Raw genomic sequence first — 17,205 nt, 5'->3', positions numbered from 1 at the left:
TTGCAGGAAGGTGCAAGTGAAGGCATCCCGAAGCTTACTAAAGTAAGTGATTCGGGTGACTGGGCGCCACCAACGCACCTGCGACCTGAGAGATGACGGGTATATCTTTTAACCCTAAACGGGCGGCGCCAATCGCACCATTAAAAGCGGATGACGACGCTTTTAAAAAACTGACGGTTTCAAAAGGTAATGGTTTTCTGATATAGCGTTTGATGTGCTGAATCAGCAGATCCAACGGGAATGCGGTCATATCAATTACCCCACCCCCCAGAACCACGGCATCAGGATCAAACAGATTAATTCCCGTCGCGATCGCTTTTGCACCATCGTCAATGAACTGGATAATGTCGCCATCGTCTTGAGCGTGAATAAAAAGATCCGATAACGCATATTCTCTTGATTCTTTCTCATACCATCGCCGTAATGCCACACCTGAACAGATCGTCTCAAGACATCCTGCATTACCACAACCGCAATGTCGGCTATGATTGCCATAAGGAATATGCCCAAGCTCGCCAGCGACGCCATGGGCACCAGTAAAAGGCATACTATTCATCCAGATAGAAAAACCAAAGCCGGTTCCCAGATAGCACCCTAATACCAACTTGTTAACCAAATTGAATTCATTGACATCATAAAACAGCTGCAAATTGACATCACGCTCAAACAATACCGGACATCGCAATACATTCGCCAGCCTCTCAGCCAGCCCTTCGATATCATTTTTATGGCAGGGAAGATTCGGCGTTGATATAACTGTTTTTTTATCTTTCCCTACCAACGCAGGAAGGCCCATGACAATACCAGAAATAAAGCGTTGAGCACCCACATAAGCGTGAATAAAATTTGCTATGCCATCCGCCAAACCTGTCTGAATAACGTTATCTGTTTTTTCCCGTGAGGTGACCAATACTTCATTTTTCAATGACAGTACGCATATTCGTATATGCGTTGCGCCCATATCCACGCCAACGACAACCGGCTGTTTGTCATTCATGCTACACCTCGCGTTGCGCCGCCTGAATCTGGCTTTTCATTACTTCCCAGGCATTTTCAATATGCGGCGAGTGGTTGAATAACCCGGAGGTACCCACAATAAACACATCGGCACCAGCATCTATTAGCTTCTTATAGGTATATTGATTGCACGAACCATCCACTTCAATTTCATAGGCAAGATTATTTTTTGTTCTGTAATGTTTTAATTCCGCAATCTTATCCAGCATTTCCGGGATAAAGTTCTGACCGGCAAACCCTGGATCGACCGTCATGACCGTAATTTTATCCGCTTTATGCAAATAATAATGCATTGCCGCGATAGTGGTTTCCGGGTTCAGAATCAAACCAACACGCATATTAAGCGATCTGACTTTGTCTATGAGACGAAATGCCTGGCCAGATAAGGTTTCCGGATGCAATGTGATGAATCCGGCGCCCGCTTTAGCCAACGGTTCAATATAATCTTGTGGATTCATCACCATCAGATGACAATCCAATGGCTTACTGGCTATTTTCTTTACTTGCTGTACAAAAAATGGCGACAATGTCAAATTCGGTACAAAATGACCATCCATAATATCAATATGAAAATAATCAGCATGACTATCAATGAATTCTATCTGCTCTTTAAATTTAGACAGATCCATACACATTAATGAAGGGGAAATTTTCATCTTCTATTCCTATTTACTAATCAGTCGATCGAGTGCCACTGCTGCAATAATCAAACCGCCCATGACCACTAATTGATAATATGTCTGTACCTGGAGAATATTGAGCCCATTATTGATAGTACCTATAATCAACCCGCCAATAACGACCGAAAAAACGCGCCCTTTTCCGCCAAAGAAACTGGTTCCGCCGATAATCGCACTGGCGATGGCATAAGTCTCAAATCCCATACCAGCCAATGGCTCTGCCGCACCAAGCCGTGCCGTTGATACGACGCCCGCCAGACCGGCGCATATTCCAGAGATAACAAAAACGATCAGCACATGAAACTTGACATCTATTCCTGAGAAAAATGCCGAATTTTTATTTCCTCCCAAAGCATAAATGTTTCTACCAAGCCGGGTATGTGCGGTAATAAACCATAGAATAATCGCCACAACCAGTGAGAAAATAACCGGCATCGGAATACCTAACAACGATTTAGCGAAGAAATTAACAAAACCGAAAGAAAAACCATAAACGGAATTAGCATCAGAGATAACCAATGTCATCCCTCTGAATATGGCGTTAGTTCCCAGCGTAATAATAAAAGGATGCAGTCTGGTCCAATTAACCAAAAGACCATTAATCGCCCCCAAACCGCCCCCGACGATGACACCGCCAATCAACGCCGCCAGGAAGGGATCGAATCCAGCCAGCATTAGCTTGGCCGTAACCATACCTGATAAAGCGAGAATCGCGCCAACGGATAAGTCGATACCTGCAATAAGGATGGCAAAAAATTCCCCCATGCCGATTAAAACGGTAACGGAACTCTGTACAAATATCTGGCTGATATTACTCGTCGTTAAAAAATACTCGCTTGAAATACCACCAAAAATCGCAACGATAATGGCCAATATAAAAAACGTGCCATACTTTTCCCAAAAGCGAGGGAAATTAAATGTTGATTCTGACATTGACATAATCCTCAATCATTTGGCAGAGCCCATTTCATAATATCCTGCTCCGAGAGCCCATCTTCATTAACCAATATATTGGCAAGCGTCCCTTCACAAAATATGGCTATACGGTCACAAACAGACATAATCTCTGGCAATTCAGAAGAAACCATTAATATTGTTTTCCCCTGTAAGGTAAGTTCGCGCATAACTTTATAAATTTCCGCTTTGGCACCGACATCAATACCCCGTGTCGGTTCATCAAAAATCATTACCTGCGGATCGCAACACAACCATTTTGAGATAAGGACTTTCTGCTGATTACCGCCCGATAACTCAGTAATATTCTGGTCCACAGAACGGCACTTTAACGACAATAATTTTCTTTGCTCTTCGGCTATGCGTTTCTCATCATGACGGTTAACCGAACCTATTGCGCCTTTATATCCACCCTCTTTCAGGCTTTTACTGATTGCCATATTCTGTTCAATTGAGAAATTGTCAAAAAAACCATTCTCTCTTCGACTTTCGGTGATATATCCCATGCCTTTCTTTAACGCATCAAGTGGCGAGCGAGGCGTTATCTCCACACCGTTCAGTAAAACCTGACCAGAGCTGATAGGCTCCGCACCAAAAATGCAATTCATAAACTCGGTACGTCCCGAACCTACCAATCCGGCGAATCCCAAAATTTCGCCTTTCTTTACTTGAAAAGAGATATTCCTCACACGTTGTTTATCTTTACTGGTAATATCCCTGACTTCGAAAATAACCGGCTCGTTTCCCGTACCCGTTTTTTCTTTTATCGCAGTAAATTTATTCTGAAGCTCTCTTCCTACCATCAGTCTGACAATATCGTCATTACTGACATCGCTAATTTCCCCTGAACACGCGCTACTTCCATCTTTCAGCACCGTGAAACGGTCACAAATTTTTCTGGTTTCATTCAGCTTATGGGAAATATAAATGATACTTTTCCCTTCCTGTTTTAATCGTTTTATTAAAATAAAAAGATACTCAACTTCTTTACTGGTCAAGGATGAAGTCGGTTCATCCATAATAATAACTTTGGCATCCAGCATCAGGGTTTTGGCAATTTCCAACATCTGTTTATGGCTGATTGACAAATTCCCAACTTTCTCAAACAGATCGACCTTTAACCCTACCCGGAGCAACATCATTGCGGCACGTTTTTTCATCTCTTGCCAATGAACAACATTGATGCCACAAAAACGTTTTACCGGTAATTTTCCAATAAATAGATTTTCCATCACCGTCAGTTCATCAATGACACTTAACTCTTGATAAATAATCCCTATTCCGAGTTTTGCCGCCAGTTTATGGTCTATCTTTCCATACTCATTACCGTCAATAAATATATGACCACTATCCGGTTCATATCCACCTGACAGTATTTTCATGAGAGTTGATTTCCCGGCGCCATTTTCACCTAATAGCGCATGTATTTCTCCTGAGTTAATCGCTATATTGACAGAACTTAATGCATGGACTGGACCAAAAGACTTACCGATCCCTTCCATCTTAATATATGGAATGGTCATATAACTCCCCGGATTAGTGATTTAAGACGGCAAGTTTTTTACCGTCTCCAGGTACGATTATTTTGTCACTAAGACTGAATCAACCATTTCGACTTTAGGTGCCTGACCCAAAGGAATCTGTTTGCCTGACCTCACAGCGTCAACCAATAACTTCAGGCCCGATGCACCAATATCAGCAGGGTTTTGGGCAACCGTTGCAGTTAATGTGCCTTCACTTATCATTTTACGGGCTTCCGGTATGCCATCCGTTCCCACGACAATAACCTTGCCGGTCTTGCCAGCATTCGCTACAGCCTGTGCTACACCCATGGCCATGGTGTCGTTAGCACAATAAAATGCCTTCAGGTTCGGGTGCCGTTGTAATACGTTGGTGGCAACATCAAGGGCTTTAATTCGATCCCAATCCGCAGGTTGGCTGGCAACAAGTTTAATCGCGGGATCGGCCTTAAAAGCGATCATTGCTCCGGTTCTTCTGGCATCGCCGGAAACATTACCTGCTTTACCTTCAATAATGGCGACATCACCCCCTTGAGTGCCTAGTCGACTTATAATGAATTTTGCCCCTTTCTCACCGACAGCCTGATTATCTGTAGTGATAAATGCCGATACATTACCGTGAGCTTTCGCCAGATTATTAAGATTTATCTTTTCATCCAAATTAACCAAACGAATACCCTTCTGATACGCTTTGGATACAGGAATCACCAGATTAGATGCAGACAACGGCGCGAAAGCGATACCTTTATAGTTTTTATTTACCAGATCTTCGAATAACTGCATCTGTGCCTGAAAATCACCTTCAGAAGCGGAGGCGAATATATCCACCGTGACACCAAGGTCTTTGGCTTCTTTCTCTATTCCGCCTTTCATTTCAACCCAGTAAGGATTTGATAGCGTTTTAAGAATGACGGCATAATCGGCAGCGTGAGCCATGGCAGAAAAACATAATCCCAATAGTGCGGCACCCGTCGTTTTCAATAGCGTATTCATTACTCTTTCTCCGTGAGATATACCCGTCATCTTTCAAGTTACAGAGGCGTTGCCTTGCCTCGCTAACCCTTATCACTTATCAGCGTAAGTTTTCAGGAATTAACTCGGTTGCTACCTTTCTGCATTTTGATATCTATTTGGGCATAGTTATGAATGCTAAAGCTTTAGATAACTCGCAATAGCACTGGTTTTCTCCAGATTTTTACTGGAAGTCTCAATATCCAGCCGTGCTACTGAAACAAAAAATGCATCTAACAAAGTTAACTGCAAAATACGTGCAGAGGCATTTCTCCCTAACAGGGGTGTCTCAGGTGCAGGCGAACAAATATTAAAATCAGCTAATTTGGCAATGGGGGAATTGGCGCTATGTGTGATGCAAATTATTTTTGCATCATTATTCTTGGCGATAGAGACCGCTTTCATCAAATCACTGGTGCGCCCAGAATGTGATACCACTAACACAACATCTGTTGGTTTAAGCATCGACGCCGACATCATCATGATGTGGGCATCCTGATAAGCATTGCAGCGCACACCAATGCGTAAAAATTTATGCTGTATATCAGCGCATATCGAATTAGAACCGCCTACGCCATATAACTCTCGCTGATTTGCGCTATAAAATAGTCTGGCAGCCTGGTATATCTCTTCCGGGTTAACGATGGTTTGTCCTTCGGCAATCGTTCGCAGCGTCAGATTAAACACTTTGTTAATTGCATCTTCCGGGCTATCCGTCAGTGACAGCTCCGCAGATGAGTCATGTGCCGCATGCTCAAAATATTCGACAATGGCGCTTCTTAGCTGCCTGAAACCACTGAACCCAAGAATTTTCGATACCTTGACTATCATCGCTTCTGACACATTCAACGCATTGGCGACGTCTTTAATCGCTGTACTGTCACCGACATTACCCGTCGCCAGAAACCATTCGGCGATCCGGCTTTCATTCGCCGTCATGCCTTCCTGCTTCATACGAATATAAGGCGCAATGCTTATGCCCCTGGGGATCGTTTTCTCTGATTCAGTTTCGCTCATTGTTATTACCTGGTTTATCCATATCCCGGTAATAATAACACCATATCTGATAGTAAAAATATGCAACAAACTTCACAAATATTGTTTTTTTATAAATTAATAAAATTCATGAAAAGATATCGCTCAATGGCGCCAATCGTACCATTACAGATGAGATAAATTATTATTTTTTATTAAAATCAATAATATGTTGATTGTTTTAGCAAACAGACACGATGAATCATTCGTTATCTATCATCATATCAAATTGATTATCATCATATGAATGCTCAGAAAATCAGTTGTGGACATGGGTTTCAATCCTATAAACTTCACAGAATTAATTTATTTGTGAAAATAAATCGATAAGCCACTCTCGGTCAGCACAGACCCACTGGCTGGCCTATAACTCACCTCTGATACAGCAGGAACTGACACTTATGAAGATGGCAATCGGCAGTGACCACGTTGGTTTTGACATGAAAAGTGGCATCATTCAGTACCTATCATCCCAGGGTATTGAGGTTATTGATGTGGGAACAAACTCCAGTACGAGAACGGATTATCCGATTTATGCACGTAAAGTTGCAGAATCCATCATTGCAGGTGAAGTCGAGCTGGGCATTCTCATCTGTGGAACGGGAATCGGTATCTCAATTGCGGCTAACAAAATGACTGGTATCCGTGCGGTTGCCTGTAGCGAACCCTATTCAGCCAAACTGTCACGCGAACATAACAACACCAATATATTGGCTATGGGCGCACGGGTTATTGGTTCAGAGATGGCAAAAATGATTATTGATCAGTGGCTCAGTGCCCGTTTTGAGGGCGGACGACATCAGGAACGGATCGATCAGATCAGCGCGATAGAGCATTCGCAGCACATGAAGGGATAAACAAACAGACGGCCCCGATTCTAAAATAAGAACCGGGCGTCTTTAAACATTAATTCATACTTTCCGGGAACAGGAAAGGATTGATACTACTGCGCGCAAAACCTTCCTCTTCCATTTTGACATCCAGTACCAGCGAAGCCAGATCGTCTGCGACGGCTTCGACGCGATGATCCTTTTCCTGGTACAGGATTTTCAGATAAGTACCACAGTCACCACAACTTTCAGCCTTAATCGCCGACTGCTCGTTATCCAGCGACCAATAGTTGAGATCGCCGGATTGTTCACAGTTACTGCATTTCACACGCACCATGTGCCATTCCGTTTCACACAGATTACAGTGCAAATAACGCAGACCGCTGGTGGTACCTAACTGCACCACGCCGGAAACCGGCATGCTGCCACACACGGGGCAAAACTGACGATGTTCACCCTGTTCGGCCCGAGCTTTACCCGGCATCTGACTTGCCATCTGCGCCCAGTAAAGAGAGAGCGCAGCCCAGATAAAGGGGGCTTTGTCATTACTTTCCGCCGTAAATTCATGATTGAATAATGCTGAAGCCATGGCTTCCCATTCCTGCACTGGCATTTTTTCCAGATTTTCCAGCGTCGATAACACCTGACCGCTGGCGTCTGGTTTCAGCGTTTCAATCAGTGCCTGCAACAAAGTATGCCAATGGGCATTGCGGGGGAAAGTCGCAATATCCAGCGGTGGGCGACCGGCTGCTTTTTGCAGAATGTCGGTTAAATCCATTTGCAACGGATGGTCATGCAGTACAGTCTGCTGGGCGTCAACTACCGTAGCGGCAAAATGCAGGTAGTCGCTTAGCGGGTTGTTTTCCGCCAGTTGGCGCAACCGTTCGACGCGACTGCTATACAGACTTTTCAGATTGGCAAAAAGCAGCGGTGGGATTGCGCCCACCGTAGATGATTGTTCATTACCGGTTAACTGTTCCTGAGGAACAATACGAATACTCATCAGGGTTTATTTTCCTGTTGTTTACGTTGGATTTCACGATACCAGCGTGGGTGATGTTTCTTCGCCCAGGATGTCGATACCCAGCCTTCAACCATCGCCGTAATGGTTCCCTTGACCCATAACGCCGCATAAATGTGAACCATAATGACCAGGATCAACACGACCGCTGAAACTGAGTGAACCAGCAAGGCCAGGCGAATAGCCGGAATCGGGAAAGCGTCGGCAAAATAGGGACGCCAGATAACGATACCACTCGCCAACAGCAACAACAGACTGGAAATAGCCAGCCAGAACACGCATTTCTGGCCGAAATTATATCTACCTGTGTCGCCAACTTCCTGATTTCCAGCAACCTTATGGATATTTTTAGCCCATTCGATGTCGTCACGCTGAATCAGGTTATGCTTCCAGTAACGGAAAAACATCAACAGAAACGCCGCAAACATCACCACACCAATAAACGGGTGCAGAACCCGTGCCAGCTGTGGCGTACCCAGAATGTTCATCAGCCAGTTTAGTGATGGAAAGAAAAATCCCAACCCACTGAGTGCGGCAAACACAAAACAGAAAGCCACAATCCAATGATTGATGCGCTCAGACGCACTGTAACGCTGAATCCGATTACTCTTTTTCATGCTGTTTGTCCTCGTGCTTCTGCTTCTGCTCATCCGTCTCTGATTCGTCCTCTTCTACCCGGTTGGGACCGACACCGACATAGTGGAATACACTGGCAGCGAAGGTCGCAGCAAAACCAATCGCCGCCAGAGGTTTCCAGACACCCTTCCAGAAAGTGACTGCCGGACTAATGCTTGGATTATCAGGCAGACCATGATAAAGCGGCGGACGATCAGCGTGATGCAACACGTACATCACATGTGTGCCGCCGACACCTGTGGGGTCGTACAATCCGGCGTTTTTATAGCCACGACTCGTCAAGTCTATCACGCGCTCCGCCGCCAACACCTTCATCTCTGCCTTGGTGCCAAAATGAATTGCCCCTGTAGGACAGGTTTTCACACAGGCGGGTTCCTGACCGACATCCACCCGATCCACACACAGTGTGCATTTGTATACCCGGTTATCATCCTTATTCATTCTCGGCACATCGAACGGGCATCCCGCGATGCAGTAACCACAACCAATACAGTGTTCCGACTGAAAATCCACAATACCATTGGCATACTGGATAATGGCACCTTCCGACGGACAGGCTTTCAGGCAGCCAGGGTCAGCACAGTGCATACAGCCATCTTTACGAATCAACCATCCGAGTTTACCGTTTTCCTCAACCTCGGAAAACCGCATAACCGTCCAGGATTTGGCGCTCAAATCAGTGGGATTGTCGTACACACCAACGTTGTGCCCCACCTCATCACGAATATCGTTCCATTCCGAGCAAGCCACCTGACAAGCCTTACAACCGATGCAGGTCGTAACGTCGATCAATTTGGCGACTTCCTCTTTATGATCGCGTACCTGTGGCGGCGGTGTCAGTGAATTGGTCGCGGAGCGACGGATAATATCTTGCGATTGCATTGCCATAGTATTTCTCCGCTACGCCTTTTCCACATTCACCAGGAACGCTTTATATTCCGGCGTCTGGCTATTGGCATCCCCAATATTTGGCGTCAGTATATTGGCCAGAAAACCTTTCTTTGTCGTACCCTCAAACCCCCAATGACAAGGCACACCGATGGTTTCCACCGGATGCCCTTCAATCATCAGCGTGCGGACACGTTTGGTCACCACAGCTTTAGCCTTGATGTAGCCCCGCTTGCTACTGACTTTCACTACATCCCCGGCCTGAATACCTTTTTGTTTCGCCAGCCCTTCGCCAATTTCCACAAACTGTTCTGGCTGGGCAATTGCATTCAATAACGCATGTTTGGTCCAGTGACGGAACAGCTCGGTAATCGCATACGTGGTTGCCACATAGGGGAACTCGGCAGCTGTGCCGATACGCAGACGATCCGCGTCATACAGGCGTACAGCCGGATTATGTATCGCCCTGCGATAAACCGGATTGAACTTCAGCGGAGATTCCATAGGTTCGTAGTGTGCAGGGAATGGTCCATCCGCCATTTTGTCAATCGCGAACAAACGCCCCAGCCCTTCCGACAGCATGATGAAAGGCCCGGCACTGCTGCCTGGCGCCGCTGTCGCCGCATAATCGGCCACATCGGTTCCCGTCCATTTTTTGCCATTCCAGCGAATCAGCTCACGGTTGGGATCCCAGGGTTTGCCCTGCTCATCGGCAGAAGCGCGGTTATATAGGATGCGGCGATTTTGCGGCCAGCTCCAGGCCCACCCTGGCGTGCATCCCAGCCCCGAAGGGTCGGCATTATCACGCAGGGCCATTTGATTCCCCTGCTCCGTCCAGCAGCCTGAGTAAATCCAGCAGAAACAGGCGGTACTGCCATCATCACGCAACTGCGAAAAATCTGATAACAACTGACCTTTTTTGAGGATCAGCTTACCTTGGTCATCAAACAAATCGGCCAGCGCGCGACCATTGGCCTCTTTGGTGATCTCTTCCGCCGACGGATCCGCCGGTTCCAGATAATCCCAGGCCATGTTGAGTACCGGTGCCGGGTTGGCGCCACCCTCTTTCGCGTACAGCTCGCGCAGACGCAGGAAGATGCCAGAGATAATGACACCGTCATGACGCGCTTCACCAGGCGGTTCCGCGCCCTGATAATGCCATTGTAGCCAGCGTGCGGAGTTCACAATGGAGCCATTTTCTTCGGCAAAGCAACTGGACGGCAGGCGAAAGACTTCGGTCTGGATCTGGCTGGGGTCCACATTGTTCAGCTCACCGTGGTTCTGCCAGAAACTGGACGTTTCCGTCGCCAATGGATCAATAACTACCAGATATTTGAGTTTGGCCAGTGCGTCCCTGGCTTTGTTGGAATCGGCAAACGCGGCAATCGGGTTAAATCCCTGCACAATATAGCCGTTTACCTTGCCGTCCTGCATCATGTGGGAATAGGCCAACGCATCGTAGCTCTTATCCCATTTAGGCAACCAGTCATAACCCCAGTCATTTTCCTTCTGCGCGTTGTCTCCCCAAAAACTTTTCAACAAGCTGATAAAAAACTTAGGTGTGTTTTTCCAGTAGTTGACCTGTTCCGGCAGCAACGCCTTCGGTGTGGTCTGAACCAGATAATCCTGTAACGTGGGCTGTTTTTCGGAAGGTAGCGGAATATAGCCAGGCAGATTCAGCGATAACAGCCCCAAATCGGTATAACCCTGGATATTTGAGTGTCCACGCAGCGCATTGACACCGCCGCCGGCCATACCGACATTCCCCAATAACAGTTGGATTATCGCCGCGGTACGAATGATCTGAGCACCGGCCGTATGCTGTGTCCAACCCAGCGCATACATGATAGTTGCGGTACGGTCGGGAACACTGGTTGACGCCAGCAATTCACAGATAGTGAGAAAATCCTGCTTCGGCGTACCACACACGCTGGTAACCATGTCCGGCGTATAACGACTGACATGCTCTTTCAGCAAGTTCCAGACACAACGCGGATGGCTCAGGGTTGGATCGCGTTTGGCATAGCCATTTTCATCCCGTTCATATTGCCAGGAGGTACGGTCATATTGGTGTTCTTGCTCGTTATAGCCGCTAAAGATGCCTTCATCAAAACGATAATCTGCATCAACCAGCAAGTTGGCATTGGTATAGGCTTTGACATACGCCATCTGCACTTTGTCATGAGACAGCAGGTAGTTTACGACGCCGAGCAAAAAGGTGGTATCCGAGCCTACGCGAATGGGCGAATACAGATCGGCAACTGCGGCAGAGCGGTTAAATCGTGGGTCAACAACAATCAGTTTAGCGCCGTTTTTCACCTTGGCTTCCAGCGCCCATTTAAAGCCTACTGGGTGCGCTTCCGCCGGATTGCCTCCCATCACCAGGACGATGTTGGCATTTTTGATGTCGACCCAGTTATTGGTCATGGCCCCCCGGCCAAACGTGGCGGCAAGTGCGGCAACAGTTGGCCCATGACACAGACGAGCCTGTGTATCGATACCGACCATGCCCAGTGCCCGGGAAAAACGTTGATCCAGCATGCCGGTTTCATTACTGGCCGCCGAAGAACAGAGCATACCGGTAGTCGGCCATCGGTTAACGGTTACCCCAGCGCTGTTTTTTTCCACGAAATTGGCATCACGGTCTTCTTTCATCAGGCGGGAAATACGATCCAAAGCCTCATCCCAGCTGATGCGTTGCCATTTATCAGACCCTGGCGCACGGTACTGTGGGTATTGCAGGCGTTGGGCACTATGGATAAAGTCAATCAACCCGGCCCCTTTAGGACACAAAGAACCACGACTAACCGGATGGTCCGGGTCACCTTCGATATGATAAATGGATGATTTTTCATTCTTGGCGCCATCACCCAGGCTGTACATTAAAACACCGCAACCGACAGAGCAGTATGTGCAATTATTCCTCGTTTCTTTTGCACGCAATAATTTATACTGCCGCGTTTCTGCCAATGCCATCGCGGGAGAAAATCCCAAAGCCGTAACCGTGGTTCCGGCCATACCGCCTGCGCATATTTTAAAAAATTGTCGTCTGCTGATCTGCATCGGGAACTCCTTGCACCACATCACCCAGAGTCATATCCCATCTATATCCACTCTCTTTCGCGTTGCAGATGCGCTGACTACGCCCAATGGCTCGACTATTTCTGCGTCTCGCCTCTGTGAGCGACTACAAGCTGCGTCGAAATCTATCCGCCAGGAGCAGATTTATCACCGAAATAACTTATCTGAGTAAGCTCATCGGGATTCATTTGCTTGTCGACTTCCTGGCACTCAAAATCCATTGGATATAGGTGGTAATTGTTTATTGATTAATATATACCCATCATTGTTCACGTTATTGGCCCTCGGTGACTCGCCATCACTTATCGGAATAAGCTCCTGGGAATTCACTTGATTGCCACCTTTCTGTATCTTGAAATTTATTGGGTATAAATTGTTTTCAGACGTGAATATGGCAAAGCCACATTAACTGTAATACATTATGCATCCGTTAATAAAAACCTCAAGTAATTATCTTAATAACAACAAATGCATCACATTTACTCACGATAATAGCGTTTTTTTAAATCAACCAATCACTTTAATGATAATGGTTATCATTATTTTCACGCTGTCATCGCCTGTCGATATAAATATAATTACATAACGATTATTGTATTAATCCACGATAAAAGAGATATAAAGAGGATGTTTATCTTCCACGTAAAAAATAAGGCAGCATTGACTAAAATACTGCGAAGAGACTATTTATCCCAACAGTTAAAATCATAACATCAACACCTGATGATATTTTAAATATCAGCGACAACGTCAAATTCAATGTTTTTATTCGGTTTTAAATAACACCAATAAATAATTTCATATAACAACTATTATATACCCCTGATCATTGAAGATGCTTGATTTTCAGGCAACAGAAGATCATGCTGTTCACCATGAAAATATTCATCACTGACCAACAAAAAGCTGAACTTGAGCGCCTTCACGATTCCAGTCGTGATAAACGTGTTTGCGATCGTATTAAAGCCATTCTTCTGGCTTCCGAAGGCTGGAGTTCGGCCATGATCGCTCAGGCTTTGCGGCTGCATCAGACCACCGTTGACCATCATATCAGCGAGTTTCTGAATAAAGGGAAACTGAAACCAGAGAATGGCGGTTCAGACAGTAAACTCAGTGCTGAAAAAACAGCCTCTTTAATCAGCCAGTTATCTGATAACGTATTTCATCAGACCCGTGATATTGTCGCGTTTGTCGCCCGGACATGGAACATCGTTTTCAGCGTTCCGGGAATGAATAAGTGGCTGCACCGTAACGGCTTTACCTACAAAAAACCGTCAGGTGTTCCCCATAAATTTAGTGAAGAGAAACAAAAACAATTCATTGAATATTATGAGGAACTGAAAGCAACTGCGGGTGATGAACCGGTTCTTTTTATTGATGCTGTCCATCCTACTCAGGCCACTAAAATCAGTTATGGCTGGATACGCAAAGGCCAGAGAAAAGCGGTAAAAACAACGGGAAGTCGTACACGGCTGAACATCATGGGGGCGCTGAATCTGAAGGCCCCGGAACACCCGCTAATCTGCGAATATAAAACGATTAATGAATACAATGTATCTCGTTTTTTCAATGAGATACGTAAGGTTTATCCTGATTATGGCCAGAAAGTTCATGTTATTCTGGATGGTGCAGGCTATCACCGTTCACAGTTAGTGAAAGAGTGGGCGGAGGTGGTAAATATAAAACTTCATTATCTCCCGCCGTACAGTCCGAACCTGAATCCGATAGAACGAATGTGGAAATTAATGAACGAACATGCCCGGAATAATCGCTACTTCAGCAGTAGCAGGGAGTTCAGGGATGCAATATCTGAATTTTTCAGCGATACGCTACCGGACATGGCGGGTTCTCTGACGTCCCGAATTAATGACCGTTTTCAGGTACTGAAATCTGCATCTTGAGGTTTATTGGGTATATACCCCAAATAATTCGAGTTGCAGGAAGGCGGAAAGATACCAGCAACGGGGCGATGACATAATCGGCGCTGCCCCGCGAATGCCAGGCAGCACAATGGATCTACTGAAACATGTTGTTCAGATAACGATTCAGCATCACCCGCGAGGTAAAACCATGTGGAATGCCAATAAATGCGGGGCTCACAGCCTGGGGATCGCGCGGGAAACGGACATACGCCGGGCTGCTGCGTAATGCCTCTGCCGGATAAGCATATTTCAGACTTTTCGGACCCTGATCCGGGTGAAGAATAAATGAGGTACGCCCCATTTTCGCTTCACGATTCACATACACGTAGTATTCGCCTTTATAAAATCCATAGGCTTTATCCGTAACATAATCCCGGGTAAAACCTGCATGCTCAAGAACTTGAGCCACTTCATCTGGGCGCAGATACATCGCCAATCCTCCATCTCTATTAATCGGAATCTGTGACCATAGCTCACTGAGCATCACGGACAACTAGACTTATCCGAACCTGAAGCACTGGTGGTGACTTCTTTGCTATTTTTCCGACGCTAACCCGTCCGACCATTATTTCCGCGTCTATGCTAGAGAATGGTTAATACGAACGGTGTAACTGACCGTTTCACAACAAAAGGATGGAAAATAATGAAGAAAAATATAATTCCCATGTTTACCCTCAGTACCCTGGCGCTGATTCTGCCGTTATCGGTACAGTCAGCTGAACCGGCTCAATCACCAGCCAGCTATCAGTTGCAACAGGTGCTAATTTTCAGCCGTCACGGCATCCGGGCGCCACTGGTGGGATATGGTGACATTCTGGCGGAATCGACGCCCCATCATTGGCCAAAATGGAAAACCGAAGGCGGATTATTGACGCCCAAAGGGGCGAAGGTAGAAGCGCTATCTGCTCAATACACGCATGAATGGCTCAGTCACTACGGCGTTCTGCCAGCGCAAGGTTGTCCGCCGGAAGGTGAGGTATTTGTGTATGCCAACAGTCTGCCGCGGACGATTGATACAGCCAAAAGTTTTGTGCAGGGTGGATTTCCTGGCTGTGCAATAACCGTCTACCATCAGGACAACGTAGGCACTATGGACCCCACCTTCAATCCGATCATTACCGCCAACGTTACCGATGAGTTTAAGAACAAGGCGCTTGCTTCCATCAACCAACATGCTGGCCCCGGCGGCGTCGATGGAATTAACCAGCGACTGAAAAATAACTATCAGGTGCTGCAACAGGTGATGGATTACCGACACGCTAAACTCTGTGTGGAAAAGAAAACCTGCACACTGGCTACACAGAGTAACACCGTGATTCTCGCACAGAACAAGGAGCCGGGAATCAGTGGTCCACTGCGGATGGGTACCGGCGCAGCCGATGGTTTCATGCTGCAATACTACGAAGGCTATCCGAAACATGAAGTCGCCTGGGGAAAGATCGCCGATAAAAAACAGTGGCGTCAACTGGAAGAGATTAAAAACCTATATCATGAAACACTGTTTGGCTCGCCAGCCGTGGCGCAGAATGCCGCCGCACCATTGCTGACCTTTATTAGCGCCGTATTGAATGGCACACCGTCAGATAACAAACTGGCCGCCATAGCGCAAAAAGCCAAAGTTGTTGTATTGGTCGGTCATGACTCCAATATTGCCTCCCTGCTTGCCGCGATGAAAACCGCGCCTTATCAATTACCCAATCAATATGAAAGCACCCCGATCAGCGGCAAGATCGTATTTCAGCGCTGGCATGATGAAAAAACCAATCAGGATCTGATGAAAATTGAATATGTATATCAATCTACCGAGCAAATCCGTAACGCTACGCCGTTGTCGCTGAAAAAACCGGCGCAGCGTGTGACGTTGCATATTGACGGTTGTAACACTGACGCTAACGATTTCTGTCCAATGTCGGACTTCAAGACCGCTATCGCCCATGATCTGCAAGGACAATAACCGGATACCTCACCAGCAGTCTCAGTGCTGTCGGTGAGGGTTTAGCCGATGAGGGTGCAACTGATGCTGTAACCAGTGACTGTCATCTCCTCACGTCTTCTCACTTTCTCCACTCCCTGCACAGGAAGAACACGGTCCTGACAATACCAGTGCAAATTAGCCATATCACACTGCGGATGGCTTACGATAAGCTAATGAGAATACATCGTAAAAATACACCTCCCCCTTGGTTTGCAGGATTTGATAAATTCCCGTTTTCACGGTGGCGTCAATCTGCGGATGATGCAAGATGGTTTCTAGCGTTTGCGGGGAAACATGGCGGCGGTTATACCACTCGCCGTTATAACAAACCCGTAGATCCAGTTTATCAATATCTTCAAACCGATAGCGCGGACTGATATCCATCGATAGCGCCAGCACCATCGTCGCCAAAAACAGAGTGAATCCAATCAGATAAGGTAAACCGAAATAGGGTGAATAAAGCAGGATGACTGCCACCGGGACATAACTTACCAGCATCGCGCCAAACAACCAGGGGTGAGTAACCATAAATTTACGGCTGAAACGAATACGATTGTCCCGCCGCTCGTCCCGATTAATACTTTCAATTTCTTCAATAAGAATCCGCCTGACAACATCCATGCTGTTCCTCCCCG

Annotated in this window: 15 protein-coding genes; 3 read left to right on the top strand and 12 right to left on the bottom strand. The window is 46.4% G+C overall.

The window, feature by feature from the left end:
* Nucleotides 1-37: 37 nt before the first annotated feature.
* The 6 genes from alsK to alsR form a co-directional block, all read right to left on the bottom strand.
* The gene (gene alsK / locus RS889_RS08130; RefSeq protein WP_315710169.1) at nucleotides 38-997 is read right to left on the bottom strand and encodes an allose kinase; all 960 of its coding nucleotides are present in this window, start codon (nucleotides 995-997) and stop codon (nucleotides 38-40) included.
* Between the two features lies 1 nt (nucleotide 998).
* A complete protein-coding gene (gene alsE, locus RS889_RS08125) occupies nucleotides 999-1,673 on the bottom strand; it encodes a D-allulose 6-phosphate 3-epimerase (protein ID WP_021016583.1) in 675 nt (224 codons plus the stop codon).
* 9 nt (nucleotides 1,674-1,682) lie between these two features.
* On the bottom strand, nucleotides 1,683-2,630 hold the full coding sequence (alsC, locus tag RS889_RS08120) for a D-allose ABC transporter permease (RefSeq protein ID WP_021016584.1): 948 nt from the start codon (nucleotides 2,628-2,630) through the stop codon (nucleotides 1,683-1,685).
* A gap of 11 nt (nucleotides 2,631-2,641) precedes the next feature.
* On the bottom strand, nucleotides 2,642-4,174 hold the full coding sequence (gene alsA, locus RS889_RS08115) for a D-allose ABC transporter ATP-binding protein AlsA (RefSeq protein WP_315710166.1): 1,533 nt from the start codon (nucleotides 4,172-4,174) through the stop codon (nucleotides 2,642-2,644).
* A 57-nt stretch (nucleotides 4,175-4,231) separates the two neighbouring features.
* Nucleotides 4,232-5,164 carry a D-allose transporter substrate-binding protein gene (gene alsB / locus RS889_RS08110; RefSeq protein WP_425475119.1) on the bottom strand — a complete coding sequence of 311 codons (933 nt, stop codon included), beginning with the start codon at nucleotides 5,162-5,164 and terminating at the stop codon, nucleotides 4,232-4,234.
* Nucleotides 5,165-5,320: 156 nt separating this feature from the next.
* The gene (alsR, locus tag RS889_RS08105) at nucleotides 5,321-6,199 is read right to left on the bottom strand and encodes a transcriptional repressor AlsR (protein WP_021016587.1); all 879 of its coding nucleotides are present in this window, start codon (nucleotides 6,197-6,199) and stop codon (nucleotides 5,321-5,323) included.
* Between the two features lie 419 nt (nucleotides 6,200-6,618).
* Between alsR and rpiB the strand changes: the two genes are divergently transcribed.
* Nucleotides 6,619-7,074 carry a ribose 5-phosphate isomerase B gene (gene rpiB / locus RS889_RS08100; RefSeq protein WP_021016588.1) on the top strand — a complete coding sequence of 152 codons (456 nt, stop codon included), beginning with the start codon at nucleotides 6,619-6,621 and terminating at the stop codon, nucleotides 7,072-7,074.
* 49 nt (nucleotides 7,075-7,123) lie between these two features.
* Here rpiB and fdhE read toward each other — a convergent pair whose 3' ends face one another.
* Genes fdhE through fdnG form a run of 4 tightly spaced genes read right to left on the bottom strand, consistent with a single transcriptional unit; the run spans nucleotide 7,124 to nucleotide 12,655 of the window.
* The gene (gene fdhE / locus RS889_RS08095; RefSeq protein ID WP_315710165.1) at nucleotides 7,124-8,050 is read right to left on the bottom strand and encodes a formate dehydrogenase accessory protein FdhE; all 927 of its coding nucleotides are present in this window, start codon (nucleotides 8,048-8,050) and stop codon (nucleotides 7,124-7,126) included.
* A complete protein-coding gene (gene fdoI / locus RS889_RS08090; protein WP_315710164.1) occupies nucleotides 8,050-8,685 on the bottom strand; it encodes a formate dehydrogenase cytochrome b556 subunit in 636 nt (211 codons plus the stop codon). Before fdoI ends, fdhE begins: the two co-directional genes overlap by 1 nt.
* On the bottom strand, nucleotides 8,672-9,592 hold the full coding sequence (gene fdxH, locus RS889_RS08085) for a formate dehydrogenase subunit beta (protein ID WP_315710163.1): 921 nt from the start codon (nucleotides 9,590-9,592) through the stop codon (nucleotides 8,672-8,674). The genes fdoI and fdxH overlap by 14 nt, the downstream gene beginning before the upstream one ends.
* Nucleotides 9,593-9,604: 12 nt before the next feature.
* Nucleotides 9,605-12,655 carry a formate dehydrogenase-N subunit alpha gene (gene fdnG, locus RS889_RS08080; RefSeq protein ID WP_315710162.1) on the bottom strand — a complete coding sequence of 1,017 codons (3,051 nt, stop codon included), beginning with the start codon at nucleotides 12,653-12,655 and terminating at the stop codon, nucleotides 9,605-9,607.
* Between the two features lie 893 nt (nucleotides 12,656-13,548).
* Here fdnG and RS889_RS08075 point away from each other — a divergent pair.
* Complete coding sequence (locus tag RS889_RS08075) at nucleotides 13,549-14,574, top strand: IS630 family transposase (protein WP_315710871.1); 1,026 nt, start codon at nucleotides 13,549-13,551, stop codon at nucleotides 14,572-14,574.
* Nucleotides 14,575-14,689: 115 nt separating this feature from the next.
* Here RS889_RS08075 and RS889_RS08070 read toward each other — a convergent pair whose 3' ends face one another.
* Nucleotides 14,690-15,025, bottom strand: coding sequence for a YgaC family protein (locus RS889_RS08070; protein ID WP_315710160.1), 336 nt, complete (start codon nucleotides 15,023-15,025; stop codon nucleotides 14,690-14,692).
* A gap of 213 nt (nucleotides 15,026-15,238) precedes the next feature.
* On the opposite strand from RS889_RS08070, the gene agp reads away from it, so the two are divergent.
* Nucleotides 15,239-16,549, top strand: a complete 1,311-nt coding sequence (agp, locus tag RS889_RS08065; protein ID WP_315710158.1) for a bifunctional glucose-1-phosphatase/inositol phosphatase — start codon at nucleotides 15,239-15,241, stop codon at nucleotides 16,547-16,549.
* A gap of 165 nt (nucleotides 16,550-16,714) precedes the next feature.
* Here the strand turns inward: agp and RS889_RS08060 are convergent, their stop codons facing one another.
* Nucleotides 16,715-17,191 carry a YlaC family protein gene (locus RS889_RS08060; protein ID WP_315710156.1) on the bottom strand — a complete coding sequence of 159 codons (477 nt, stop codon included), beginning with the start codon at nucleotides 17,189-17,191 and terminating at the stop codon, nucleotides 16,715-16,717.
* Nucleotides 17,192-17,205 lie beyond the last annotated feature (14 nt).

This window comes from Brenneria uluponensis (assembly GCF_032395385.1).
Taxonomy (GTDB): domain Bacteria; phylum Pseudomonadota; class Gammaproteobacteria; order Enterobacterales; family Enterobacteriaceae; genus Prodigiosinella; species Prodigiosinella aquatilis.
Note: the sequence above shows the minus strand (reverse complement) of the source record. Positions and strands in the feature narration are given on the sequence as shown.

Excerpts from the sequence above, each read along its gene's own strand:
- alsK (WP_315710169.1), bottom strand. The coding sequence starts at position 997 with ATGAATGACAAACAGCCGGTTGTCGTTGGCGTGGATATGGGCGCAACG.
- alsE (WP_021016583.1), bottom strand. The coding sequence starts at position 1,673 with ATGAAAATTTCCCCTTCATTAATGTGTATGGATCTGTCTAAATTTAAA.
- alsC (WP_021016584.1), bottom strand. The coding sequence starts at position 2,630 with ATGTCAGAATCAACATTTAATTTCCCTCGCTTTTGGGAAAAGTATGGC.
- alsA (WP_315710166.1), bottom strand. The coding sequence starts at position 4,174 with ATGACCATTCCATATATTAAGATGGAAGGGATCGGTAAGTCTTTTGGT.
- alsB (WP_425475119.1), bottom strand. The coding sequence starts at position 5,164 with ATGAATACGCTATTGAAAACGACGGGTGCCGCACTATTGGGATTATGT.
- alsR (WP_021016587.1), bottom strand. The coding sequence starts at position 6,199 with ATGAGCGAAACTGAATCAGAGAAAACGATCCCCAGGGGCATAAGCATT.
- rpiB (WP_021016588.1), top strand. The coding sequence starts at position 6,619 with ATGAAGATGGCAATCGGCAGTGACCACGTTGGTTTTGACATGAAAAGT.
- fdhE (WP_315710165.1), bottom strand. The coding sequence starts at position 8,050 with ATGAGTATTCGTATTGTTCCTCAGGAACAGTTAACCGGTAATGAACAA.
- fdoI (WP_315710164.1), bottom strand. The coding sequence starts at position 8,685 with ATGAAAAAGAGTAATCGGATTCAGCGTTACAGTGCGTCTGAGCGCATC.
- fdxH (WP_315710163.1), bottom strand. The coding sequence starts at position 9,592 with ATGGCAATGCAATCGCAAGATATTATCCGTCGCTCCGCGACCAATTCA.
- fdnG (WP_315710162.1), bottom strand. The coding sequence starts at position 12,655 with ATGCAGATCAGCAGACGACAATTTTTTAAAATATGCGCAGGCGGTATG.
- RS889_RS08075 (WP_315710871.1), top strand. The coding sequence starts at position 13,549 with ATGAAAATATTCATCACTGACCAACAAAAAGCTGAACTTGAGCGCCTT.
- RS889_RS08070 (WP_315710160.1), bottom strand. The coding sequence starts at position 15,025 with ATGTATCTGCGCCCAGATGAAGTGGCTCAAGTTCTTGAGCATGCAGGT.
- agp (WP_315710158.1), top strand. The coding sequence starts at position 15,239 with ATGAAGAAAAATATAATTCCCATGTTTACCCTCAGTACCCTGGCGCTG.
- RS889_RS08060 (WP_315710156.1), bottom strand. The coding sequence starts at position 17,191 with ATGGATGTTGTCAGGCGGATTCTTATTGAAGAAATTGAAAGTATTAAT.